A 22,226-nucleotide genomic window follows, 5' to 3' on the forward strand; every position below is an offset into this window, starting at 1 on the left:
GCACAGGCTGGTCACCGCTCGGGCGGTGACCAGCCCGCGCTCGCTACCTGCGCAGCGTGCGCAGGAGATATTCCTTGCGGTTCAAGGGATTCGCGCCGATCCGGCGGCGTGACGGCGGGGAGCCGGGGTAGGGGCGGTACGCCTCGAACTCGCTGAGGAACACGCCTTCCCCCTGCGCGAGACCGGGAAGCGCGCGTTCGAACTCGGCCACAGCGCTCGCCGGGATGCTGCCGCGCACGGTGCACGAGGCCGGTCCGGCGTCCGGTTCGCCGGGGATCGCGCGCAGTTCAGCTAGTTTCAGCAGAACGGCGCTGAGGCAGTGCGCCGGGATCTCCAGCTCGAACCGGTTGACCGGCTCGAACACCCGGGTGCCCGCCTGTTTCACCGCCTCCATCAGTACCAGCGGCGTCATCTTGCGGAAGTCGCCCGCGGCGCTGACCGGGCTGAAGTACGCCGTCCGCGTCAGCGTGACGGCGCAGTCGATCACCTCCCACCCGTGCAGGCCCTGCTGGAGGGTCTGTACGACCGTTTCCTCGATCGCCTTGTGAAACGCCAGCGGCAGCGAACCGAGTTCGACCGAAAGGCCGAACGTGGTCCCGGTCCCTGGCGGGGCGGGTTCGACGTGGATCCCGACCGTGGCCCAGAAGTACACCCGTTCGCCGGGATCCATCTCCTGCACGGCGTCGCCGTGGCCTACGAGCCGTTCGACGAAGAGGGTGCGGGTTTCGGCGAACGACACGGCGATGTCGAACTCCTCGGCCAGTGTCGACTTGACGATCTCCTTCTGTACCTCGCCGTAGAGCCGCACCGAGATCTCGCCGGTGTCGGGATGCCGCCGGGTGCCGATGAACGGGTCCGCCTCGGCGAGCCGTTCCAGCGCCGTGTAGAGCGCCGAGGCCTGTTCGGGGCGCTCCGGGATCACGACCGTTTCCAGGCTCGGCGGGGCGAAGAACCCGCGCTCCGGCAACGCCTCGGCGGTGCCGAGCTGGTCGCCGATGCGGACCTCCCGCAGCCCGCGGATCCGGGCGATGTCCCCGGAAACCGCGGCCGGGGCGTCCTCGCCGATCACCTGGACGGCCGCAACCCGGCCGCTCAGCTCGACGACGTTCCCGCTGCTTTCCCTGCGGTATAAGGAAATATTCTGTCGCGGGGCGAGTGAGCCGGAGCGGAGCCTCGCGTAGGCGATCTTCTCCCCGGCGCGTCCTCGCTCGATCTTGAACACCGTCGCCCGCAACGGCCCCTCGCCGGTGCCCTCGGTGGCGGGGAACAGGTCGCGGATGCCGGTGACCAGCTCGGCGACGCCGTCGCCGGTGATCGCCGAGCCGAAGAGGACGGGGTGGACCTGGCCGCGCTGGGTCTGCCGGACGAGTTCGGCGCGAAAATCCGCTTCACCGAGCCGAATTCCGTCATCCACAAAGGACTCAAGAAACGCGTCGTCGCCGTCGGCGAGCAACTCGCCGAGTTCTTCGGCGAACGCCGGGTCGTCGAGCGTGCGGGGTGTGCTCGCGGCGGCGGGCGAGCCGAGTCCGGTGACCGAACTCAGCGCGATGACCCGCGGCGAGAGCTTTTCCCGGATGGCTCGCAGCAGACCGGCGTCGTCCGCGCCCATCCGGTCGATCTTGTTCGCGAAGATCAGCACCGGGATGCCGAGGCGGACGAGGGTGCGCATCAGTACCCGGGTCTGGGCTTGGACGCCCTCGACGGCCGAGACGACCAGGACGGCGCCGTCGAGCACGCGCAGGGCGCGCTCGACCTCGGCGATGAAGTCCGCGTGCCCGGGGGTGTCGACGATCGTGATCCGCCGATCGCCCGCGGTGAACGCGACCACCGCGGACTTGATGGTGATCCCGCGACGGCGTTCGAGGTCGAGCGAGTCGGTCTGGGTGTCACCGCCGTCGACGCTGCCGAGGTGACCGATGGCGCCCGCTTCGAAGAGCAGGCGCTCGGTCAGGCTGGTCTTACCGGCGTCGACATGCGCGAGAATTCCGATGTTCAGGGTTTTCATGACGGTGCGAGGTCCTCGGTGAGGTGGTGAACAGCCATGCGGTGAACAGGCCGGGTCCGGGGTGAACGACGGTCTGTCGGCGCATCGGGGTTCTCCTCGCATCGGGGTCGGGACTGTGTGCGTACCACGGTATCGGCAAGCGATCGCGGCCGACAGCGAGTTACTGTCTGGTTCCTGTCGGTTTCCTGTCGATGACTCGCCGGAGTCCCGTTCGGGGCGTTCGCTGCCCTACCGTGGGTCGGGTCAGTTGAACTTTCACCTAATCGTGGAGCTGGAGAACCGCATGTTCGCACGCGTCAAGGACGTCACCCTGCTGCTGGGCAGGATCGGGATCGCGGTGGTCTTCCTCGCCCATGGCCTGCAGAAGTGGGACAACGGGATCGCCGGGACGGCGGGCTTCATGGAGAAGGTCGGCATGCCGATGCCGACCGTGGCGGCGATCTTCGCCATCGCCGTCGAGATCCTCGGCTCGATCGCCTTCATCGTCGGCTTCCTGACACCGCTCGTCGGACTCGGCTACGTCGTCGTGTCGATCGGCGCGCTGCTCTCGGTGCACATCGACAACGGCCTCACCGGGCAGGGCGGCTACGAACTCGTGCTCGTCCTCGCCGTCGCCGGGCTCGCGCTCGGCTTCAACCCCGGCCGGATCTCGCTGGATCACGCGCTCTTCTGGCGCAAGCGGGAGAACCGGCAGGCCGCCTCGGGCGACGCACTCCTGACCGCCTGACCCGGCGCGGGTCGCGAGGTCCGTGGGGGCCTCCTTGAGGGAGCTGGAGTCCCTCGGGGAGGCCCCCACGGACCTTCGGCGTTTCAGCCCAGGTCGGCGGTGGTGCGCTCGGCGGCGCGGCGGTCGGCGAGCTTGGCCGGGTCGGCGTTGCTCACCTGGACCAGGTGGGCGCCGGCGGCGAGCGGGACCAGGAGGCCGCCGAGGATCCCGTCCGGACCCGTCCACTCCACAGTGGACAGCACGCGGTCGTTCGCGGACAGGCCGATCTTCGCGGCCCGCGAACGGGATTCGGCCAGCACAGAATCCACTGTGGACTCTTCGAGTGCCGCCGTTTCGCCGGGAACGGGGAACAGCGGGCTGAACTGGTCGCCTGCCATCCGGGCCTCGCCGAGGTAGTCGAACGCCCCGTCCGATGGCGGCTCGGTCAGCCCGCGACCCATCGGGTCCAGCGACACGACCGCGGTGTCCTCCGCGCCGGAAGTCCCGTCGGGCGTCACGAACGCCACGCGCGCCCCCTCGGTCCCGGTGACCACGCGTGCCCCGCACCACCAGGCCCCGAGCAGTACGCCCACGGTCTGCCAGTGCGCGGGCAGCCGCACCGCGACGGCGTCGCCCGGCTCCACGTCGAACTCCTCGACCAGCCAGTTCGCCGTCTTGGCCGCCCAGTTCACGGTGGTCGCGACGGACAGTTCGACCCGGCTGCCCAGCGTGTCGTCGTAGTGCGTGATCAGCGGTTTCGCCGGGGACGCCAGCAGCGGGCGCAGCAGCTGTTCGGTGAGACTCATGAGCACAGGCTATGGCCACGCGCTTGGTTGACAGTGTGCACACCCCAAAGTAGTTTTGCTTGCAAATCAAAACTACGGGGGTTGAGATGACCATCCTTGTCACCGGAGCACGCGGTCACGTCGGCGGGCAGGTGCTGGCCCAGCTGCTGGACGCGGGCGAGAAGGTACGTGCCGCGAGCCGCGACGCGAGCACGCTCGACGTGCCCGGCGGCGTCGAGACCGTGAGCTTCGACCTCGAAAACCCGGACGTGCGCGCGCTCGACGGCGTCCGTGCCGTCTTCCTCTACACGCGCCCGCAGGGCATCGAGAAGTTCGTCGACGCCGCGCGGCGCGCCGGCGTGGAGCACGTCGTCCAGCTGTCCTCCTCTGCGACGCTGGAGCCGAACTCGGAGAACCGGATCGCGGTCCTGCACCGCGCGGTCGAACAGGTGCTGGCCGCGTCCGGGCTCGCGCACACCGTGCTGCATCCCGGCCACTTCGCGAGCAACACGCTCGGCTGGGCGGCCGAGATCGCCGACGGCGTGGTCCGCACGCCCTACCCGGACGCGCGGGTCGGCGCCATCCACGAGGCCGACATCGCCGCCGTCGCGGTGCGGGCGCTGACCACCGGCGGGTACCGGGGCGCCTCGCTGGCGCTCACCGGGCCGGAGCCGCTCAGTTTCCGTGAGCAGGCAACGATTATCGCCGACGTCCTCGACCGGGCGGTTAAGCTCGTCGAGCTGTCCGCGGACGAGGCGCGCGAGCGGATGGCCCACCAGGGCCTGCCCGACGGGGCGGTGGACGCGATCCTCCGGTCGTGGGCGAACGCGCTCGACGAGCCGTCGCCGGTCACGAACACGGTCGAGGAGGTCACCGGCACCGCGCCCCGCACCTTCGCGACCTGGGCGTGGGACAACCGGGCCCGGTTCAGCTAATCCACGCAGCGCACGTCATCACCGGCGGCCGCGCCCGCCGCGCCGCCACCACCGGCGGGCGGCGCGGCGCCGTGGCCCACCAGGTCGACGACGAACTTCCGCACGGCCGCCACGTCGATCGCGACGATGCTCTGGCCGTCCTCGCTCCGCCCGTTCGAGGTGATCACCGGGATCGTGGTGAAGTTCAGGTCGCCGGAGGCGATTCCCTTGACCTGCTGGACGAATTCCAGCAGGTCGAGGCCGTTGTCCAGGACGATCGCCCGGTGCGCCGCGTCGACCAGCCCGCTCATGGTGGCCGGGTTGGCCAGCGTGCCGGCGGAGAGCACCTGGTGCAGCGCCGAGCTCAGGAACGCCTGCTGCCGCACGATCCGGTCGAGGTCGCCGCGGGGCAGGTTCTTCCGCTGGCGCACGAACGACAGCGCTTCCCCGCCGGAAACCGTCTGCACGCCGCGCCGGAAGTTCGCGCCGGAGTCCTTGTCCTCGGTCGCGTGGTTGAGGCACACCTTGACCCCGCCGAGCGCCTCGGTCAGCAGATAGAAGCCGAGGAGGTTGACCTCGGCGTAGTGATCGACGCGCAGCTGGGTCAGGTCCTGGACGGTCTGGACCAGTACGCGGCGGCCCTCGGTGTCGGAGTCGCGCTCGATCTTGGCCTGGTCGCGCTCGCCCCGTGCCCGCTCGTCCGCCGCGAAGCGGGTCTTCGCGACGCCGTACGCGGAGTTGATTTTTCCCTTGCCCCGTCCCGGAATGTCGACCCAGGTGTCGCGCGGGATGGAGATCCCGGTCGCCTTCCCGCCGTTCTTCGGGATACGCACGATCATGATCGTGTCGGTGTTGACGCTGCCGGACGCCGCCTCGGTGCGTAGTTCCTGGAGCACGCGCAACGGGAGCGGGTTGCCCTGCGCGTCGGTCCGCGCGTCGCTGCCGACGAGCAGGATGTCCGTCGCGCCGTCGTCCGCGGGTGGTGCCGCGGGGTCCTCGGCCTTGCTCAGCGCGTCGGTCGTGGGGACGTTCCGCTGCAGGCGGCCCATCGTGGCGTAGCCGTAGGCGGTGGCGCCGAGCGCGAGCAGGGACACCAGGCCGAGCGCGATCCGCCGGGTCAGCCTGGCCGCCCGGCCCCGCCGGGCCGGGGCGACGACCGGCTCGATCGAGGATTCGGGGACCGGCTCGGCGCGGGGGAAGGGCGTCGGCTTCCAGTCACTGTCCGTGTCCGGTGAGGTCTCCTCGGCGGCCTCGGTGTCCTTTTTGTCCTCCGGACGTGGTTGCTCGTCCGCCTTGTCGTCACCGTCGTCCACCCGTGCCACCTCCCCGCGCTGTTCGCTGTGCCGTCCAGCCTAAGGCGTCCCGGCCGCGGCCACGCTGAGTATCGGGGATTAGTTGATGCAGGGCACCCCGCCCGCGGTGATCGGGGCCTGGGAGCTGGGCGGCGGGGAGGCGGACGGGGGCGGCGACGGCTTGCTGCTCGGCGGCTTGGCCGGCGACGTGGTGGCGCTCGCCCCGCCCGGCGCGGCGGCGCCGGTGAAGTCGCGGCCGAGCAGGACGCGGACGTGCCCGGTTTTGACGTCGGCGTCGGGCTCGGCCTGGACGGCGGTGCCCAGTGCCTGGCGTACCAGGGCGAGCCCGGTGTCGTCGGCGGGGTTGTAGCGGATCACGGTGCTGGCCCGCGCGCTCAGCTTGGTGTCGTTCGCGAGCTGGAAACCCTTGTTCTGCAACAGGGTGTGCGTCTGGGGGCCGGCACCGGCCGAGCCGGAACCGTCGAACAGCTCGACGGTCACCGCGTTCGCGCCGGGCACCGTCGGACCCGGCGACGGGGTGGGCTTGGCGTCGGCGCCGCCGTCGGAGGTCAGGCGCGACACCTCGGCCTGCACCTGCTCCGGGTCGGTACGCAGCACGTCGGCGCCGCCGATCACCGCGTTGCCCTGGGTCGGGATGGTGTGGAACTCGATCTTGCCGCCGGTGAGCCCGCGCATCTGCTCGGCGAACTCCATCAGGTTCCAGCCCGAGGAGAGCACGACCGACTTCTTGATCGCCTCGACGAGGTCGCCGAGCTTCGCGGGGTTCATCAGCGTCTTGCCCGAGAGCACCTTGTTCGCCAGCCCGGACAGGAACGCCTGCTGCCGTGCGATGCGGTCGAGGTCGTAGTTCGGCAGGTCGTACCGCTGCCGGACGAAGGCCAGCGCCTGCACGCCCTCGATCGTCTGGCGCCCGGCGGGCAGGTCGATCCCGGACTTGACTTCCTTGACCGCGTTGTTGAGGCAGACGTCGATGCCGCCGATGGCCTTGGTGACCTCGAAGAAGCTGGCCAGGTTCACCTCGGCGTAGCGGTCGATCATGCCGGGTTTGCCGATGAGCTTTTCGATCGTGGCGATCAGGTTCTTGCGCCCGGCGACCTTGGACTTCTCGTCGACGTCCTTGAGGTCGCCGTTGCCCTGCTGCTGCAGGGTCTGCGAAGTGTCGTTGTAGGCGTACACATACGCGCTGTTGAGCTTGTGCTTCCCGTAACCGCCGGTGATCTCCACGAGCGAGTCACGAGGGAAGGAGATCGCCACCGCGCGCCTCCCGTCCTGCGGGATATGCACGAGGATCATCGTGTCGGTCTGGCGCTCGCCGTCGGAGTTCCCGGCGTGCAGCATGTCGAGCACCTCACGGGGCAGCGGGTCGCCGTGGTTGTCGGTGCGGCTGTCCATGCCGACCAGGAGGATGTCGATGGCGCCGTCCAGCGGCTTCGCGTGCGCCGACTGGTCCTCGAACACCGCGCTGGTGGACAGCCCTTCGTTCGGGTCGCCGATGTACTGCCAGCCGTACCAGGTCAGCCCCAGTACCACGACGGAAAGCAGGCTGAGGAGAACCTTGCCGCCACGGCGGGCGAACACCAGGACGCCGTGTCCGCGACGCACCGGCACGGGCGGCGCAGGCCAGTCCGTCACGCGCTTTCCTCCCCGATTCATTCCCCCAGGGCACACCCGGTGCCACTACCGCGACTCTACTGATCCTGGTGTTAGACGTCCGTAGGCTGGGTGAAGGTTGCCCTAGTCGTGACACACTGATTCCCGATCGTGCGGCTGGGTATGGCGAAGGGCGGAGAAAAGATGCGGGTTCTCGTGACCGGTGGAGCGGGTTTCATCGGTTCGCACTACGTGCGTCAGGTGCTCGGCGGCGCCTACCCCAGCCTGGCCGACGCCGAGGTCGTCGTGCTGGACAAGCTCACCTACGCGGGAAACAAGGCGAACCTGGCGCCGGTCGCGGGTGATCCCCGGCTGCGGTTCGTGACCGGCGACATCTGCGACGCGGCACTGGTGTCGAGGCTGATGCGCGGGGTCGACCTGGTGGTGCACTTCGCCGCCGAGTCCCATGTGGACCGTTCGATCCTCGGCGCCGCGGACTTCGTGCTGACCAACGTGCTCGGCACGCAGACCTTGCTGCAGGCGGCTTCCGAGGCGGGCGCCGGGAAGTTCGTGCACGTGTCGACCGACGAGGTGTACGGCTCGATCGCCGAGGGATCGTGGTCGGAAGAGCACGTGCTGGAGCCGAATTCGCCGTATTCGGCGTCCAAGGCGTCGTCGGATCTGATGGCGCGCGCGTTCTCCCGCACGCACGGGCTTCCGGTGTGCGTCACCCGGTGTTCCAACAACTACGGTCCGTACCAGTTCCCGGAGAAGGTCATCCCGCTGTTCGTCACGAACCTGCTCGACGGGCGGAAGGTGCCGCTCTACGGCGACGGGCTGAACGTGCGTGACTGGCTGCACGTGGACGATCACTGTCACGGGATCCAGCTGGTCGCCGACGGCGGGCGCGCGGGGGAGATCTACAACATCGGCGGCGGCACGGAGCTGACCAACCGCGAACTGACCGGGCGGCTGCTGACCGCGCTGGGCGCGGACTGGGACAGCGTCGAGCCGGTCGAGGACCGCAAGGGGCACGACCGCCGGTACTCCGTCGACATCACCAAGATCGCCACCGAGCTGGGCTACGCGCCGCGAATGTCCTTCGAGGACGGTCTCGCTGATACGGTGCGCTGGTACGCGGACAACAGGGCGTGGTGGGAGCCGTTGAAGAGCCGCGCCGCGCTGGCGAACTAAGGGGACGGTGCGTGACTGGACGGCTGCTCGTACTGGTGCCCGGGGGATCCGGGCAGCTCGGACGTGACCTGGCGGCGCTCGCGCCGTCCCTGTCCGGGGTCGAGGTGATCGCGCCCTCGTCGGCCGAACTGGACCTGACCAGAACCGGGGACGTCGTCTCCGCCGTCGGTGCGCTGGCGGAACGGGCCTCGGCCGCGGGGGCGGCGCCGGTGGTCGTCAACGCCGCGGCGTACACCGCCGTCGACGCCGCGGAGACCGACGAGGGCCGGGCGTTCGCGGTCAATGTGGACGGTCCGAGGGTGCTCGCCGCGGCGTGCACCTCGCGACGGGTCCCGCTGGTCCATCTGTCGACCGACTACGTCTTCCCCGGGGACGCTTCCGCACCGTACGAAGTGGACGACACGCTCGGCCCGCGCAGCGCCTACGGCCGCACGAAAGCCGCGGGCGAGGACGCGGTGCTCGGCTCCGGGGCTTCCTCGTGGGTCGTCCGGACGGCGTGGGTGTACGGAAAGACCGGCAAGAACTTCGTGGAAACCATGGCGCGCCTGGAAAAGGAGCGCGACACGCTGTCCGTTGTGGACGATCAGACCGGTTCGCCGACGTGGTCGGCGGATCTCGCGGCGGGCCTGCTGGAGCTGGCCGGGCGGATCGTGGCGGGCCAGGGCCCCACCGGGCGGGTCCTGCACTGCACGGGCGGCGGCACGACGACCTGGTGCGGCTTCGCGCGGGCGATCTTCGCGGAGCTGGGCGCGGATCCGGAGCGGGTGCGGCCCTGCACGACCGAGGAGTTTCCGCGGCCCGCGCAGCGTCCGGCGTATTCGGTGCTGTCCAACGCTTCCTGGCGGGAGGCCGGGCTCACGCCGCTGCGCTCGTGGCAAGAGGCCTTGAAGGCGTACTTCGCGGCTGCCTGAGTTCGCTGCTCTTGTGTGGCCCGGGGCCGTGCCGAGGGACGCCTTCGGTGCGTTGGGCGTGCCGAGGGACGCCCTCGTCGCATCCAATGCACCCAGGGCGTCCCTCGGTGGCCGCCACTGACTCCGAACAAGCCGACCGGCGCCCTTTACGCCATTCACGACCTCGGGGTGGGTCCGTGAATGCCCCCTTCACGGACTCAGAGTCTCTCAAGGGGGCATTCACGGACCTGCTGGGCTTGTCCACAGCGCGGTGCGAATGTGGACAACTGCGCGCCCCACGCCGCCGATGCCCCGTTCTTGTCGGACCCAGGCGATAGACTGGCCCAGGGCCGTCCCCCGGAGAGGGTGGGGGATACCCCGGAGATACGTGACCTCAGCGGGAAACCGCTTGCCGGTAGGCCTCGACGGTGCGTTCGGCGCAGGTGCGCCAGGTGAAGCCCGCGGCGTGGGTGCGGCGGGCGGCGGAGGTGGCGACGGCGTGCGGGTCGATGACGGCGGTGCGCAGGGCGGCGGCCAGGCCGTCGACGTCGTCGTAGGGCACCAGGCTGGCGCAGTCCCCGGCGACCTCGCGCAGGGCGGGGATGTCGGTGCACACGACGGGGACGTCCGAGGCCATGGCCTCCAGCACCGGCAGGCCGAAACCTTCGTCGCGCGAGGGAAGCACGAGCGCCGAGGCACCGGCCACGACGCGCCGCAGGTCCACATCGGACAGATAGCCCAGGTGCTGCGCCCGCTCCGCGCGCGGGAACGGGCCGGGGCCCGCGAACACCAGCGGGGGCAGGTCCGGGGTGGTGGCGTGCGCGCGCACCAGCCAGTCCAGCCCCTTGCGCGGCCCGGCGGCACCGGCGAACAGCAGGTACTCCTCCGGCAGCCCCAGCTCCGCGCGCTGGTCGTCGGTCGGCGGCCGGGCGGTGAACCAGGCGGGGTTCACGCCCAGCGGGGTCACCACGATCCTGTCCCGGTCGACGTCGAGCCGTTCGGCCACCGCGTCGGCGACGGCCGCGGTGGGCGTGCAGACGACGTCCGCGCCCCGCGCCCCGCGCCGCACCAGCAGGGGAAGTTCGCGGTCGCTGGGCGCCAGCTCCGCCGGATTGTCCAAAAAGGCCAGATCGTGGATGGTCAGCACCCCGGCGGCCCGCACCCGGCCCGGCAGCACGAAGTTCGTCCCGTGCACGACGTCGGCGAAGCCCGCGAACAGTTCCACCGGCGGGAACTCGCTGCGCAGCCAGGCCTTGCGCAGCAGCCGCGCGGCCACCGGCATACCCCGCGCCCGCGCGCCGTGCGGCAGGACGTGCCGCAGCCGCCGCCAGCCCCGCAGTGTGAAGGCCACCGCGCGTGTGTCCACTTCGGACATCGACGCCAGTTCCTCGCTCAGCGCCGCGGTGTACCGGCCGATACCGGTCCTGGTGCCGAGCAGGGGGGTGCCGTCGAGCAGCACGCGCAGGGGCCGGTCAACCACGGCGCAACCGCTGCCTGGCGATCTTGAGCACCCGGCCGCCCGCCCGCCGCGCGAGCTCGCCCACTCCGCCGTCGTTGAGGTACTCCCGGACGAGCGCGACGTCGCGGCGCACCATTTCCGTGCCCCGCACCGGTTTCGCGGTCACCAGGTCCGCCGAGCCTGCCAGCCGGTCGGCGGCGGGCCGCGGGTTCCGGCAGAACTCGACGAGCGGTTTCAACGCCTCCGGCCAGGCGAACCGCTCGGCGACCGCGGCGATCCGCTCCACGCACCCGGCGGCGAACTCCGCGTCGTACAGGGACTTTTCCATCGCGTCGGCCAGCGCGTCGGCGTCCTCGGCGGGGACCACCACGCCGAGTCGTTCGGCACGGATCAGGTCGGCGAACGCGTCGCCGTCGGTCGTGACGATCGGCAGCCCGGCCCACAGGTAGTCCAGCACCCGGGTGCGGAAGGCGAAGGTCGTCTCGACGTGTTCGAAGTGCGTGGTGACACCGCAGTTCGCGTCGAGCAGCCAGTTCTGCCGCTCGTCATACGGCACCCACTGCTCGTTGAAGTAGACGTGTTTTCCGGTCAGTCCCAGCGAATCCGCCAGCCGGACCGTCCGCGCGCCGATGTCCATCTCGGCGACCTCGGGGTTCGGGTGCTTCATCCCGAGGAAGACCAGCCGGACGTCGGGGCGCCGCCGCCGTAGTTTCTCGATCGCGCGTACCAGGGTCAGCGGGTCGAACCAGCTGTAGACACCACCGGCCCAGAGCACGACGTGGTCGGTCGCGCCGATGCCGAGCGCGGAACGCAGCCCCGGCCCGGTGCGTACCGGCGCCTGCGGGGACAGTCCGAAGGGGACGACCGCGAGCAGTGACTGCGTCGTCGGGTCGGCGTCGTAGAGCCGGGGCGAAAGCCTGCCGAGCGCGGCGAGGTGACCCAGCCAGAAATGGCGCTGCCGTTCCGAGGCACACAGGAAGAAGTCACCGCGTTCCAGCTGCGCGTCGAGCACCCTGGTCACCCCGGCGAGATCCGCCGCGCGCTTGTCGTCCGCGACGCCCTTGCCCTGCTCCAGCAGCTCCAGGTGCATCGGGTCGTACAGGTCGGCGACGACGATCTTGTTCGCGTACCGCTTCTTCAGCGACGGCGCGAGTTCGAGCACGTGCCCCTGCAGGATCACGACGTCGGCTTCCGCGATCGGCGCGTCCAGCTCGTGCCGCTTGCCCGCGCTGACGCGGAACGGCGCGGGCGGCGGCGAAACGTGCGGGTTCGTCGTGACCAGGTGGACGTCGTGCTCGGCGGACAGCGTCGCCGCGATGTTCCAGGCCCGGATCGCCGGCCCGGCCATCCGCTCGCCGAGCGCGTCGCCGGTGATCACCAGGACCCTGCGGCGCTGCCCGAACGCGGCCTCGATGCCGAACGCCTCGACCAGGATGTCGTGCGCGGCGAGGTAGCGCGGCAGCGGGTACGCGGGCTCCAAAGCCTTACGCAGCAAGGGAAGTAGATCGGCATCGGTGCGCACGCGCGCGGCCTGCTCGGCCGCGCGCGACTCCGCCAGCGACGGCAGCAGCTCGACGAACTGGTCGATCGCCAGCACTCCGGCGAGCGTCGTGCGCGGGATCGCGACGTCCCCGGTCTCCACCGGCCCGACCCCGCGTTCGAGGTCGAGCTGCGTCGCGTCGAGATCGCCGCGCGCGGTCGCCCGGCGCACGGCCAGCGCGAGCGCCGCGGGCAGCGCCTTCGCCAGCGACTCGTCGGAGAGGTTCTTGTACAGCGCGGCGAGCGCGTTGCGCTCCAGCAGGAAGGTCTCGCGGCCGGTGTCCGGGGCGTCCACCGCGGCCATCGTCGCGTGGTGCCGGTGGTAGGTCAGCGACTCCGGGACGTAGCGGACGCGCCAGCCGCGCAGGTTCAGCCGCCAGCCGAGGTCGACGTCCTCGTAGAACATGAAGAACCGCTCGTCGAACCCGCCGAGCTCGGCGAACACCGAGGCGCGGACGAACATCGCCGAACCGGTGCCGAACAGCACGTCCTTCGCGACGTCGTGTTCGGCCGACGGGACGTCGGCGAGCGGGCTGCCCGCGTGGCGCTTGTAGCCCATGCCGAACCAGGTGAGCCCGGCGTCGACGAAGTCGGTGCCGGTGCCGTCCCAGTCCAGGACCTTGCTGGCCACCGCGGCGACCCTCGGCTGGGCGCGTAGTTCGGCGACCGCGGCCGAGACCCAGCCGGGCGCGGGCCGGGCGTCGTTGTTGAGGAAGCCGAGGACGGTCCCGGCCGCGTGCCGCGCGCCGAGGTTGCAGCCGCCGGCGAACCCGCTGTTGACCGGCGACTCGACCAGCCGCACGCCGGGGACAGCCGCCCTGATGCGGGCCACGTCGTCCCCGCCGGAGGCGTTGTCGACGCAGATCAGCTCGATCTCGGCGTAGTCCAGGTCGGTGGCGAGGGCCCGCAGGCAGGTGATGGTGTCGTCCGCGCCGCGGTAGTTCACCACGATCACCGACACGAGTGGTTGCGGGTCCCCCTGCGCCAAAGCCTGCTCCCGTCCTGAAGGAATGTCGCAGATATTAGTGGCCCGCCCACGCCTCCCAGACCGCGCCTCGGCCGAGGGCGCTACGCCGGGTGATCTTTCGGCGTGCGAACAACGTGGCCGGTAGCCCGGCGACGACCTCGGCGAGCACCCGGACGCGCAGTCCGAACCGGAAGTTCGGCGCGTCCGGTTTGCCCGGTCGCAGCGGCAGTATCGCGGTGAGCAGCGCGAACCGGGCGAGCTGCCGCAGCGCGACATCGCCGGGCGCGCAACGCAGCAGGGTGAACAGGCGGTTGCGCTCGTTCCACCGGTGGAACAGCGGGCTGCCCGGCCGGGTGCTCGCGCCGTGCCGGTGACGCACGGTGGCCGTCGGTACCGGGACGACGTCCCAGCCCGCCAGGCGCAGCCGCCACGCGGTGTCGGTGTCCTCGTAGTAACAGAAGAAAGAAGACGGTATACCGCCGACAGTATGCAGTGGACCGGTCCGCAGCAGGGCCGCGCCGCCGCAGAAGCCGAACACCTCGCTGGCGGGTTCGGCCAGGTCGGCGCCGTGCCCGTCGGCGGTGAGCCGGACGCCGGCCGACTGCGTCGAACCGTCGGCGAGCCGGAGGCGGGAGGTCGCCGCGGCGGCGAGCGGGGCGGCGTCGAGGGCGTCCTCCAGGGTGGCCAGCCAGTCCGGCGCCGGTTCGGCGTCGTCGTTCAGCCAGGCCATGAACGGTGTCTCGACCCGGCGCAGCGCCGCGGCCATCGCGCCCGCGTAGCCGAGGTTGCGCGGCAGCCGCAGCACCGACGGCGCGGACGGATGGGCCGCGAGCAGGGCGGCGGTGCCGTCGTCGGACGCGTTGTCCACCACCAGCGTCCGATGTGGACGGTTCTGTGCGGCGAGCGCGTCGAGGCACGCGGTGAGGTGCCCGGCGCCCCGCCAGGTCACTACCACCACGGTGGTAGCGGGCTCGGGGGTCACCCGGGAGAGAATAGGCCTCGTGCCCCGACTGGTTGTCCTCGCCGAGCAGCTGCTCGCCCCGGTGCCGGGTGGTACCGGCCGGTACACCGCCGAGCTGATGCTCGCGCTGGCCCGCACGGCGCCGCCTGGCTGGACGGTGTCCAGCGTGGTCGCGCGTCACCATGACGTCGAGGCCGCGGTCGTCGAGGGTGTCGAAGGTCCCCGGGTGCTGCGCGTTCCCCCTCGGGTCCTCGTCGCGGCGTGGCAGCTCGGCCTCACCTGGTGGCCGGGTGGCGACGCCGTGCACGCGCCGACGCCGCTCGCGCCGCCGCGCGTGCCCGCGGGGAAGACGCTGACGGTGACCGTGCACGACACCGTCCCGTGGACGCATCCGGAGACGCTCACCAGCCGAGGGGTCAGCTGGCACCGGTCGATGATCTCCCGCGCGGCGCGGCGCGCGACCGGGCTGGTGGTGCCGACCAGGGCGGTCGCCGACGAACTGGCGGTGCTGATCGATGTCGCCGTGCCGGTGAAGGTCATCCCGCACGGGGTGCGGATCCCGGCAGGGGAGGCCGAGGTCGAGCTGCCCGAGCGGTACGTGCTGGCGGTCGGGACCATCGAGCCGCGCAAGGGGATCGACGTGCTGATCGAGGCCGTCGCCGGTATCGAGGGCGTCTCGCTCGTGGTCGCCGGGCAGCAGGGCTGGGGCGGCGTCGACCCGGTGCGGCTGGCGAAGGACCACGGCCTGCCGGAGGACCGGTTCCGGCTGCTCGGCCGGGTGAGCGACGCCGAGCTGGCGACGGTGCTGCGCGGGGCGGAGGCACTGGCGGTGCCGAGTCTCACCGAGGGGTTCGGGCTGCCGCTGCTGGAGGCGATGGCGGCCGGGGTGCCGGTGGTGCACACCGACGTCCCGGCGCTGGCCGAGGTGGCGGGCGGGGCCGGGCTGATGGTGCCGAGGGGCGACGTCGACGCGCTCACGCTGGGGCTGCGCGAGGTGCTGGGCTCGGCGCGGCGGGCGGCGGAGCTGAGCACACGCGGCAAGGAGCGGGCGCGGGCGTTCACCTGGCGGGCCGCCGCCGAGGCGGTGTGGGCGATGCACCGCCGCAACCGCGATTGACACATCGGGGGGTCGATGTCCCGCATTTCCCGGTTCCTGTCCGGCGGGATGGACTGCGGCTTTACCCTGCTCTGGTGACCGGTGATCCCCGTGTGCTGATCGACGCGACCGCGGTCCCGGCGGACCGGGGCGGTGTCGGGCGTTACGTGGACTCCCTGGTGCAGGCGCTGGACCAGGACGGCGCGAGGGTGACCGTGGTGTGTCAGCCACGGGACCTCGCGCTCTACGACCGTCTCGCGCCGGGCGCCCGCATCGTGCCCGCGTCCACGTCCACGGCGACGCGGACCGCGCGGCTGACCTGGGAGCAGGCGACGCTGCCGCGCCTGACGCGCCGCCTCGCCGTCGACGTCGTCCACTCGCCGCACTACACGATGCCGCTGGCGGGCACGGCCGCGTCGGTGGTGACCCTGCACGACGCGACGTTCTTCACCGACGCGGTGCTGCACTCGTCGGTGAAGGCGCGGTTCTTCCGCGCGTGGACGACGACCGCGCTGCGCCGGGCGACGGTGTGCGTGGTGCCGAGCGTGGCCACCGCGACTGAGCTGGCGCGGGTCAGCCCGGTGCGGCGGGCGGAACTGGAGATCATCCACCACGGGGTCGACGCGGACCGGTTCCACCCGCCCTCGCCCGAGGAGGTCCGGGCGGCGCGCGCGGCGGTCGGGATCGGGCGGACGCCGTACGTGGCGTTCCTGGGCGCGCTGGAGCCGAGGAAGAACGTGCCCGCGCTGATCCGCGGCTTCGCCCGCGCGGTCGCGGAGCGGCGGGACGCGCCCGCCCTGGTGCTGGCCGGTCAGCCGGGCTGGGACACGCAGGTGGAGCGCGCGCTCGACGCCGTCCCGCACCGGCTGCGGGTCATCCGTGCGGGGTACCTGCCGTTCGGCACGCTGGCCGGGTTCCTCGGCGGCGCGGACCTGGTGGCGTACCCGAGCCTCGGCGAGGGGTTCGGGCTGCCGGTGCTGGAGGCGATGGCGTGCGGCGCGTGCGTCCTGACCACCCGGCGGTTGTCGCTGCCCGAGGTCGGAGGTGACGCGGTGGCGTACTGCGGGGTCGGCGCGGGGGACGTCGCGGCGGCGCTCACGGATCTGCTGGCGGATCCGTCGCGCCGGTCGGAACTGGCGGACGCGGCGCAGAAGCGGGCGAAGGAGTTCTCGTGGGCGACGACCGCGGAGCGGCATCGCGAGGCCTACGCCAAGGCCTGGCTGCGCCACCGCCGTACGGCCTGAGAGCGGATCTGCGGGAACATGCGGGAACATGCTATGGTCGAGATGCGAGGTCCCGGTGGGGCCGAGTATGGGAGCCCGCGACGCGTCCGGACGGTCGTCTCGCGGGCTTTTCGCTGCTCACACCTCGGTGCATTCGGCGATCAGTGGCACCGCGCGCCGGCGCCAGTCGCCACCGGCGCCGAAGCACCACGCCACGGCGTCGGAAATCCACAGCAATGGTTCGGCGGTCGAGTCGAGGTGCTCGTAGGTCAGCTCGGTCTTCGACGGACGCAGGCCCAACGCCCGCTGCAGGGTCCGGCGGTCAAGGACATCACGGTGTCCCCTGGTGTCCAGCACGAGCCGATGTGCTTGCACCGTCAGGAGATCCTGCACAGCCTGCGCCAGGCAGCGTTGTCGTGTCTCCTCTTCGCTCTTCCGGCCACAGCTTCCGACGTACAGCCGCGATGAGACCGCCATTCTTGCCATCTGATCGATCAGGATCCGTCGGCGCGGTGTCTTCTCCTTCTTGAAGTGGAGTTCGCGGGCGCCGGGAAGCAGCAGGGTTTTCAGCGCACGCCGTGTCGGCGAGAGCTGCGCGGGTTCGACGAAAGTGGCGCAGAGCAGGAACTGCCCGCACCTGGCGGATTCGTCGACGAAGGCGTGTACGGCCATCCCGGCATGATCCTCTGGGGGTACGACAATCACGCTCGGTAGGGCAGCGGTATCGCGTTCGGTGACGCGTGGACAATGGCCGGGTGACTGAGCACCCCAGCTACGGCGACGGGCTCGCCGTCGTGACCGTGACCTACTTCCCCGGCGAGACGCTTGAGCGGTTTCTCGACACGCTTGAGAAGGCCACCGACCGCGAGGTCCAGGTCGTCGTTGCCGACAACGCTTCCACGGACGGTGCCCCGGAGCGGGCGGCCGAACGGGAGAACGTGCGGCTGCTGAGCATCGGCGAGAACGTCGGGTACGGCACGGCCGCCAACCGCGGTATCGCCGAACTGGACGACAGTTTCGGCTGGGTCGTCGTGGTCAACCCGGACCTCGAATGGGAGCCCGGCTCGCTCGACGCGCTGCTGGAGGTCGCGAAGCGCTGGCCGAGGGGCGGCGCGTTCGGGCCGCTCATCCACGATCTGGACGGCACGGTCTATCCCTCGGCGCGGCTGTTGCCCTCGTTCGGGCGCGGGATCGGGCACGCGGTGTTCGGCAAGGTCTGGCCGGGCAACCCGTGGACGCGCGCGTACCGCCAGGAGCGTACGCCGGTCGAGCGGGTCGCGGGCTGGCTTTCCGGTTCGTGCCAGCTGTTCCGCCGGGAGGCGTTCGATTCGGTCGGCGGATTCGACACCCGGTACTTCATGTACTTCGAGGACACCGATCTCGGTGACCGGCTCGCCAAATCGGGCTGGCTCAACGTGTATGCGCCTTCGGCCAGTGTCATGCACATCGGCGGGCACTCGACGTCGCAGGCTTCGGCCAAGATGCTGCGCGCGCACCATGAAAGTGCTTACCGCTACCTCGCCGACCGGCACCGCGGGCTGCGCTGGAAGCCGGTGCTGGCCGTGATCAAGCTGGGCCTGGCGCTCCGGCTGAAGCTGGAGATCCGGCGGGGCGCGACTCCCTAGATACCGTCGAGGCGGCGCGAGAGGTTGGAGCGGCCGCTGGTCTGCTTGACCGTGGGGACCAGCCCGCCGACCTCCTCGCCCGCGGCGGGCTGCTGCTCGGGGACCGGTTGTTCCTTGAGCGGGCTCGCGATCGGCTGCGCCTGGGGGCGCGGGGTCAGCGGCGTGGTCGCCTGGTGCGGGCTGCCGGGCACGTCCAGCCGTGTCGTCGGCGCGGACGCCGCGAGCGGGTGGTCGTTCTCCTCGATCAGCGAGGCGGGCAGCTGGGTCGTGGTGTCCGGATCTTGGCCACGATCGATTTCGGCCACCAGCGAACGCGGAATCTGCTGGGTGTTGGCCGAGTCCATGGGCGAGGTCGCCTTGTCCGGCGTCACGACGAAGGCGCCACGCGCGCGTGCCCGTGCGAGCAACGCGTCCGCCCGTTCCCGGGGGTCCATCCCCTCGGCCTCCCGACTCACCCGGGGCCCTCTGGGGAAAGGCCCACCTGTTTCGTGTCTAGGGTAGGCCCTCGGGGCGTCCGCCGTCAGCAGACCCGCTAACGTCGGTCGACAAATCCATGGCGTAGAGGACGGGCGTAGAGGACGGTCCAGCGCTGCGCGAGCGCTGCTTCGTCACCCTGCCAGGTGATACCGTTGGCTATGCCGTCCACACCTCGCTAAAAGCCTGTGGGCGATGGCCGCCAAACCGGTGGTCCGGGTGCCGTCTGGACGGCTCTGGTCGAGCCACCCGGGCGGGCGGGGTTCGTCGCCGCCGTCGCGAAGGCGGGGTTTTCGGTACTACCGGCTGTGCCGCACGCGGCGGGCGTGACCCGGCTCCGAACCGGTTGACCGGCCGAGCCCGGTTTCAGGCCTCCATGTCCGACAGGATCCGGGTGCTGGAGTCGGCCTTGTCGGTGCCCCCGATGCCATACACCATGCTGATGTTGTTCCGCGCTCCCGCCGCGATCTCGTCCGCGGGGAGCTCGTCGACGCTGCGCCGGTCGCCGCCGTTGCAGAACTCGAGTTCGGTGTCCGGGTAGTCCGCCCGGATCAGGTCGAACGACTCGTCGATACCGGGTCCCTGCTCGACGGCTATGTACGCCGCGTCGACGATGCGCAACGCCCGGACGATCCGCGCTCGGACCTCCGCGGTCTGGATCACGCGACCCTTCTTGAGGACCTGCTGGTGATCGTTGTTGACGATGACGATCAGGTAGCCGGACCGTGCCTGTGCGGCCTCGAACAGGTCGAGATGCCCCTGGTGCAGCGGGTTGAAGTACCCGCTGACGATCGATGCCTTGGCAGGGCGCGAGGTCATCGTCCTTGTCCTCCGTCGGTCGAGGGGCATCGCCGGGCGGGCGCGCGCCGGCCCGGTCGGTCCGGGCGGCGCGCGCAACCCTATCCGATTGCCGGGTAGGTTCACGGGGTGCTCTATCGTCCCGCGTTCGAGGTCGACCTGGCCAGGGTGCTCTCCCCGCTGCGGCGGGGCCGGGGCTCGCTGAACATCCTGACCGACGAGCGGGGCGTCGTCTGGTACGCCGCGAACACCGCGGACGGGCCCGGCACGCTGGCGCTGCGCCGGTCCGGCGGGGACGTCGAGGCCGAGGCGTGGGGACCGGGGGCGGGCCGGCTGCTCGACGGCGTTCCGGCGTTGCTGGGCGCGAACGACGACGCGACCGGGTTCGTCGCGCACCACGAGGTCATCGCGCGGGCGCGGTTGCGGTCGCCGGGGTTGCGGCTCGGGGCGACGGGCGTCGTGTGGGACTGGCTGGTGCTCGCGGTGCTGGAGCAGAAGGTCGCGGGCAAGGAGGCGATCCGGTCCTGGGCGGAGCTGTGCCGGTGGTTCGGGGAGCGGGCGCCGGGGCCGGGGCCGGACCGGCTGCGGGTGCCGCCGACGCCGGTCGCGCTGCGGTCGCTGGTGGACTGGAAGTGGCATCGGGCCGGGGTGGACCTGAAGCGGCGGACCACGTTGCTGAACGCCGCCCGTGTCGCGCACCGGCTGGAGCGGGCGGTGGAGCTGGGCGGGGCCGAGGGCAGGGCGCTGCTGCGGCTCGTGCCGGGCATCGGGGTGTGGACCGCGGCCGAGATCGCGCAGCGGGCCTGGGGCGACCCGGACGCGGTGAGTTTCGGCGACTACAACATCCCGTCGATGGTCGGGCACGCCCTGCTCGGCACGAAACTCGACGACGCGGGATTGGCGGAGATCCTCGCTCCTTACGCGCCGCAGCGGCAGCGCGCGATCCGGTATCTCGAAGCGGCCGGGATCTCGCGTCCCCGCTTCGGCCCGCGTATCGCGCTGCGCGACTACCGCGCGATGTGACCCCCGATCCGCTGCGCTTCGCTGCTCTGCTCTGGAAGTCTCTGAAGGCCACCTTGAGGGCGTTCAAGTCCCTCAAGGTGGCCTTCAGAGACCTGCGGAGATACGTGCCTTCGCCTGGGGACGTGCTGTGAAGGACCCCTTACCGGCGCTGAGCGCTGTGAAGGAGGCCTTCACGGCGTCTGACACCCGTAAGGTGGCCTTGTCGGCACGTCCGCCGGGTTTCTCGACCCTGTGCTGCTTTCGACCGAGTTTGTCGGTGCCGCGCCCTAGGCTGTTCGGCAAGGGGGCCTGGGGGTGTCCTGAATCTTCCGTTCATTCCTTCAGCGGTCCGTGAATGCCACATTGAGGGACTCAGAGTCCCTCAATGTGGCATTCACGGACCACCGTTGCTCAGGACGACGGCTGCCCAGGTGGCGCATATCCGGGCGGTGCGTGGCCGGGTTGCGCGTACCCCGACGCTGGGTAGCCGGGCTGCTGCGGGAGACCGGCGGGCGGGTAGCCGGGCTGCGTATACCCGGGTTGCGTATACCCGGGCGGTGGGTAGCCGGGCGGTGGGCCGGGCCGGGATTTCCTGACCGCCAGGACGATCACCACCACGACGGCGGCGACCACCACCCCGCCGCCCAGCAGGATCAGCAGCAGGTGCAACGGCGTGAGCGACGCTTCGGCCGCCGCGGCCTGTGTCCAGGTCACGGAGTCGAACCGTCCGGTACGACGGTGGCGGTGTGCTCGGCCAGTGCCGCGGACACGATGGCGATCGCCTCTTCCCGGTCGAGGCCCAGTTCGTGCACGGTCGCCGCGTAGCGGGCGGCGGCCTGCTGGGCGCGGTGCCGGGTCTGGTCACCGGAGGCGCCGACGAAGCTGCCCGCCCGGCCGCGCGTCTCGATCAGCCCGGCCTCCTCCAGTTCGCGGTAGGCCCGCGCGATGGTGTTGGGCGCGATCCCGAGGTCGGCGGCGAGGCCACGGACGGTGGGGAGTTTCGTGCCGACGGGCAGTGTCCGGTCGTTGATCCGTGCCGCCAGTGCCGAGCGGACCTGCTCGTACGGCGGCACCGGCGACGTGTTGTCCACGCTGACGAGCATGCGAACTCCCTGTGCGGCAGCACTTGCGCCGCCGAGGTGACCCAAGAGTCAGTACAAAGTCAAGCGGGTCACCAGCCGCGCGGCGGCTGCTGGCCCTGCGGCGGGTAGCCGGGCGGAACGGGCTGGCCGCCGGTGGCGGGGTAAGGCGACGGCGCGCCGTACGGGGCGCCCTGCGGCTGCATCGCCTGCGGTGGCATCCCGGGCTGGGCGAAACCGCCCTGCGGCGACGGCGGCCCGGCCTGGCCGAACCCCGGCGGCGGGGGAGGCTGCTGCCCGAACCCGGGCTGCTGGCCGAACGCGGGCTGCTGGGCGGCACCGGGCTGGCCGAATCCGGCCGGCGGCTGCTGGTCGAAACCCTGCGCCGGGCCCATCGGCGGGGGCGGCGGGAAGTTCCCCTGCTGGCCCTGCTTCAGGTTCTGCTCGCGCCGCATCTTGCTGACCCGTACCGCGACCACGATCACGAACACGATGATCGCGAGGGCGAGCAGCCCCAGCACGATCCAGCCGGTGATGCCGTCACCACCGCCGCCGCTGTGGTGGACGTGGACCCGGTCCAGGAACTGCGTAGGCATGGTCGCCCCC

Annotated in this window: 21 protein-coding genes; 8 read left to right on the forward strand and 13 right to left on the reverse strand. The window is 71.2% G+C overall.

Going from position 1 to position 22,226, the window contains the following annotated elements:
* Positions 1–43: 43 nt before the first annotated feature.
* Positions 44–2,005 carry a GTP-binding protein gene (locus ABD987_RS34590; RefSeq protein ID WP_345404066.1) on the reverse strand — a complete coding sequence of 654 codons (1,962 nt, stop codon included), beginning with the start codon at positions 2,003–2,005 and terminating at the stop codon, positions 44–46.
* Positions 2,006–2,288: 283 nt separating this feature from the next.
* Here ABD987_RS34590 and ABD987_RS34595 point away from each other — a divergent pair, with 283 nt between their 5' ends.
* Entirely contained in the window at positions 2,289–2,732 is a 444-nt protein-coding gene (locus ABD987_RS34595; protein WP_345404069.1) for a DoxX family protein, read from the forward strand.
* 83 nt (positions 2,733–2,815) lie between these two features.
* Here ABD987_RS34595 and ABD987_RS34600 read toward each other — a convergent pair whose 3' ends face one another.
* Complete coding sequence (locus ABD987_RS34600) at positions 2,816–3,517, reverse strand: TIGR03089 family protein (protein WP_345404071.1); 702 nt, start codon at positions 3,515–3,517, stop codon at positions 2,816–2,818.
* 86 nt (positions 3,518–3,603) lie between these two features.
* On the opposite strand from ABD987_RS34600, the gene ABD987_RS34605 reads away from it, so the two are divergent.
* Positions 3,604–4,431, forward strand: coding sequence for an NAD(P)H-binding protein (locus ABD987_RS34605; protein WP_345404073.1), 828 nt, complete (start codon positions 3,604–3,606; stop codon positions 4,429–4,431).
* Here ABD987_RS34605 and ABD987_RS34610 read toward each other — a convergent pair.
* Together ABD987_RS34610 and ABD987_RS34615 are read right to left on the reverse strand one after the other, a co-directional pair.
* Entirely contained in the window at positions 4,428–5,723 is a 1,296-nt protein-coding gene (locus ABD987_RS34610) for an LCP family protein (RefSeq protein ID WP_345404076.1), read from the reverse strand. The two genes, ABD987_RS34605 and ABD987_RS34610, sit on opposite strands and share 4 nt — an antisense overlap.
* A 78-nt stretch (positions 5,724–5,801) precedes the next feature.
* Positions 5,802–7,355, reverse strand: coding sequence for an LCP family protein (locus ABD987_RS34615; protein ID WP_345404079.1), 1,554 nt, complete (start codon positions 7,353–7,355; stop codon positions 5,802–5,804).
* 162 nt (positions 7,356–7,517) lie between these two features.
* Between ABD987_RS34615 and rfbB the strand changes: the two genes are divergently transcribed.
* Both rfbB and rfbD read left to right on the forward strand, forming a co-directional pair.
* A complete protein-coding gene (rfbB, locus tag ABD987_RS34620; RefSeq protein ID WP_345404082.1) occupies positions 7,518–8,507 on the forward strand; it encodes a dTDP-glucose 4,6-dehydratase in 990 nt (329 codons plus the stop codon).
* 11 nt (positions 8,508–8,518) lie between these two features.
* Entirely contained in the window at positions 8,519–9,418 is a 900-nt protein-coding gene (gene rfbD / locus ABD987_RS34625) for a dTDP-4-dehydrorhamnose reductase (RefSeq protein ID WP_345404085.1), read from the forward strand.
* 373 nt (positions 9,419–9,791) lie between these two features.
* Here the strand turns inward: rfbD and ABD987_RS34630 are convergent, their stop codons facing one another.
* Genes ABD987_RS34630 through ABD987_RS34640 form a run of 3 tightly spaced genes read right to left on the reverse strand, consistent with a single transcriptional unit; the run spans position 9,792 to position 14,344 of the window.
* Positions 9,792–10,877 (reverse strand): glycosyltransferase family 4 protein, encoded by a 1,086-nt coding sequence (locus ABD987_RS34630; protein WP_345404088.1) that lies wholly within the window; start codon positions 10,875–10,877, stop codon positions 9,792–9,794.
* Positions 10,870–13,383 carry a glycosyltransferase gene (locus ABD987_RS34635; RefSeq protein WP_345404091.1) on the reverse strand — a complete coding sequence of 838 codons (2,514 nt, stop codon included), beginning with the start codon at positions 13,381–13,383 and terminating at the stop codon, positions 10,870–10,872. Before ABD987_RS34635 ends, ABD987_RS34630 begins: the two co-directional genes overlap by 8 nt.
* A gap of 34 nt (positions 13,384–13,417) precedes the next feature.
* Positions 13,418–14,344 (reverse strand): glycosyltransferase family 2 protein, encoded by a 927-nt coding sequence (locus ABD987_RS34640; protein WP_345404094.1) that lies wholly within the window; start codon positions 14,342–14,344, stop codon positions 13,418–13,420.
* A 19-nt stretch (positions 14,345–14,363) separates the two neighbouring features.
* On the opposite strand from ABD987_RS34640, the gene ABD987_RS34645 reads away from it, so the two are divergent.
* Together ABD987_RS34645 and ABD987_RS34650 are read left to right on the forward strand one after the other, a co-directional pair.
* Positions 14,364–15,440, forward strand: a complete 1,077-nt coding sequence (locus tag ABD987_RS34645; RefSeq protein WP_345404097.1) for a glycosyltransferase family 4 protein — start codon at positions 14,364–14,366, stop codon at positions 15,438–15,440.
* A gap of 92 nt (positions 15,441–15,532) precedes the next feature.
* Positions 15,533–16,663 carry a glycosyltransferase family 4 protein gene (locus ABD987_RS34650; protein WP_345404606.1) on the forward strand — a complete coding sequence of 377 codons (1,131 nt, stop codon included), beginning with the start codon at positions 15,533–15,535 and terminating at the stop codon, positions 16,661–16,663.
* A 117-nt stretch (positions 16,664–16,780) separates the two neighbouring features.
* Here the strand turns inward: ABD987_RS34650 and ABD987_RS34655 are convergent, their stop codons facing one another.
* Positions 16,781–17,314 carry a hypothetical protein gene (locus ABD987_RS34655; RefSeq protein ID WP_345404100.1) on the reverse strand — a complete coding sequence of 178 codons (534 nt, stop codon included), beginning with the start codon at positions 17,312–17,314 and terminating at the stop codon, positions 16,781–16,783.
* An 83-nt stretch (positions 17,315–17,397) separates the two neighbouring features.
* Here ABD987_RS34655 and ABD987_RS34660 point away from each other — a divergent pair, with 83 nt between their 5' ends.
* On the forward strand, positions 17,398–18,267 hold the full coding sequence (locus ABD987_RS34660; protein WP_345404103.1) for a glycosyltransferase family 2 protein: 870 nt from the start codon (positions 17,398–17,400) through the stop codon (positions 18,265–18,267).
* Here the strand turns inward: ABD987_RS34660 and ABD987_RS34665 are convergent.
* Positions 18,264–18,701 (reverse strand): hypothetical protein, encoded by a 438-nt coding sequence (locus tag ABD987_RS34665; protein WP_345404106.1) that lies wholly within the window; start codon positions 18,699–18,701, stop codon positions 18,264–18,266. The genes ABD987_RS34660 and ABD987_RS34665 overlap by 4 nt on opposite strands.
* A gap of 406 nt (positions 18,702–19,107) precedes the next feature.
* Positions 19,108–19,560 (reverse strand): adenylyltransferase/cytidyltransferase family protein, encoded by a 453-nt coding sequence (locus ABD987_RS34670; protein WP_345404109.1) that lies wholly within the window; start codon positions 19,558–19,560, stop codon positions 19,108–19,110.
* Positions 19,561–19,668: 108 nt separating this feature from the next.
* On the opposite strand from ABD987_RS34670, the gene ABD987_RS34675 reads away from it, so the two are divergent.
* On the forward strand, positions 19,669–20,562 hold the full coding sequence (locus ABD987_RS34675; protein WP_345404112.1) for a DNA-3-methyladenine glycosylase family protein: 894 nt from the start codon (positions 19,669–19,671) through the stop codon (positions 20,560–20,562).
* Between the two features lie 390 nt (positions 20,563–20,952).
* Here the strand turns inward: ABD987_RS34675 and ABD987_RS34680 are convergent, their stop codons facing one another.
* The 3 genes from ABD987_RS34680 to ABD987_RS34690 form a co-directional block, all read right to left on the reverse strand.
* Positions 20,953–21,255 carry a hypothetical protein gene (locus tag ABD987_RS34680; RefSeq protein WP_345404115.1) on the reverse strand — a complete coding sequence of 101 codons (303 nt, stop codon included), beginning with the start codon at positions 21,253–21,255 and terminating at the stop codon, positions 20,953–20,955.
* Positions 21,252–21,644 carry a GntR family transcriptional regulator gene (locus ABD987_RS34685; protein ID WP_345404118.1) on the reverse strand — a complete coding sequence of 131 codons (393 nt, stop codon included), beginning with the start codon at positions 21,642–21,644 and terminating at the stop codon, positions 21,252–21,254. Before ABD987_RS34685 ends, ABD987_RS34680 begins: the two co-directional genes overlap by 4 nt.
* A 68-nt stretch (positions 21,645–21,712) precedes the next feature.
* On the reverse strand, positions 21,713–22,216 hold the full coding sequence (locus tag ABD987_RS34690) for a hypothetical protein (protein ID WP_345404121.1): 504 nt from the start codon (positions 22,214–22,216) through the stop codon (positions 21,713–21,715).
* Between the last annotated feature and the right edge of the window lie 10 nt (positions 22,217–22,226).

Origin of the sequence: Amycolatopsis samaneae (genome assembly GCF_039541975.1) — a bacterium.
GTDB lineage: Bacteria > Actinomycetota > Actinomycetes > Mycobacteriales > Pseudonocardiaceae > Amycolatopsis > Amycolatopsis samaneae.

Excerpts from the sequence above, each read along its gene's own strand:
- ABD987_RS34655 (WP_345404100.1), bottom strand. The coding sequence starts at position 17,314 with ATGGCCGTACACGCCTTCGTCGACGAATCCGCCAGGTGCGGGCAGTTC.
- ABD987_RS34605 (WP_345404073.1), top strand. The coding sequence starts at position 3,604 with ATGACCATCCTTGTCACCGGAGCACGCGGTCACGTCGGCGGGCAGGTG.
- ABD987_RS34665 (WP_345404106.1), bottom strand. The coding sequence starts at position 18,701 with ATGGACCCCCGGGAACGGGCGGACGCGTTGCTCGCACGGGCACGCGCG.
- ABD987_RS34600 (WP_345404071.1), bottom strand. The coding sequence starts at position 3,517 with ATGAGTCTCACCGAACAGCTGCTGCGCCCGCTGCTGGCGTCCCCGGCG.
- ABD987_RS34670 (WP_345404109.1), bottom strand. The coding sequence starts at position 19,560 with ATGACCTCGCGCCCTGCCAAGGCATCGATCGTCAGCGGGTACTTCAAC.
- ABD987_RS34590 (WP_345404066.1), bottom strand. The coding sequence starts at position 2,005 with ATGAAAACCCTGAACATCGGAATTCTCGCGCATGTCGACGCCGGTAAG.
- ABD987_RS34595 (WP_345404069.1), top strand. The coding sequence starts at position 2,289 with ATGTTCGCACGCGTCAAGGACGTCACCCTGCTGCTGGGCAGGATCGGG.
- ABD987_RS34685 (WP_345404118.1), bottom strand. The coding sequence starts at position 21,644 with ATGCTCGTCAGCGTGGACAACACGTCGCCGGTGCCGCCGTACGAGCAG.
- ABD987_RS34690 (WP_345404121.1), bottom strand. The coding sequence starts at position 22,216 with ATGCCTACGCAGTTCCTGGACCGGGTCCACGTCCACCACAGCGGCGGC.
- rfbB (WP_345404082.1), top strand. The coding sequence starts at position 7,518 with ATGCGGGTTCTCGTGACCGGTGGAGCGGGTTTCATCGGTTCGCACTAC.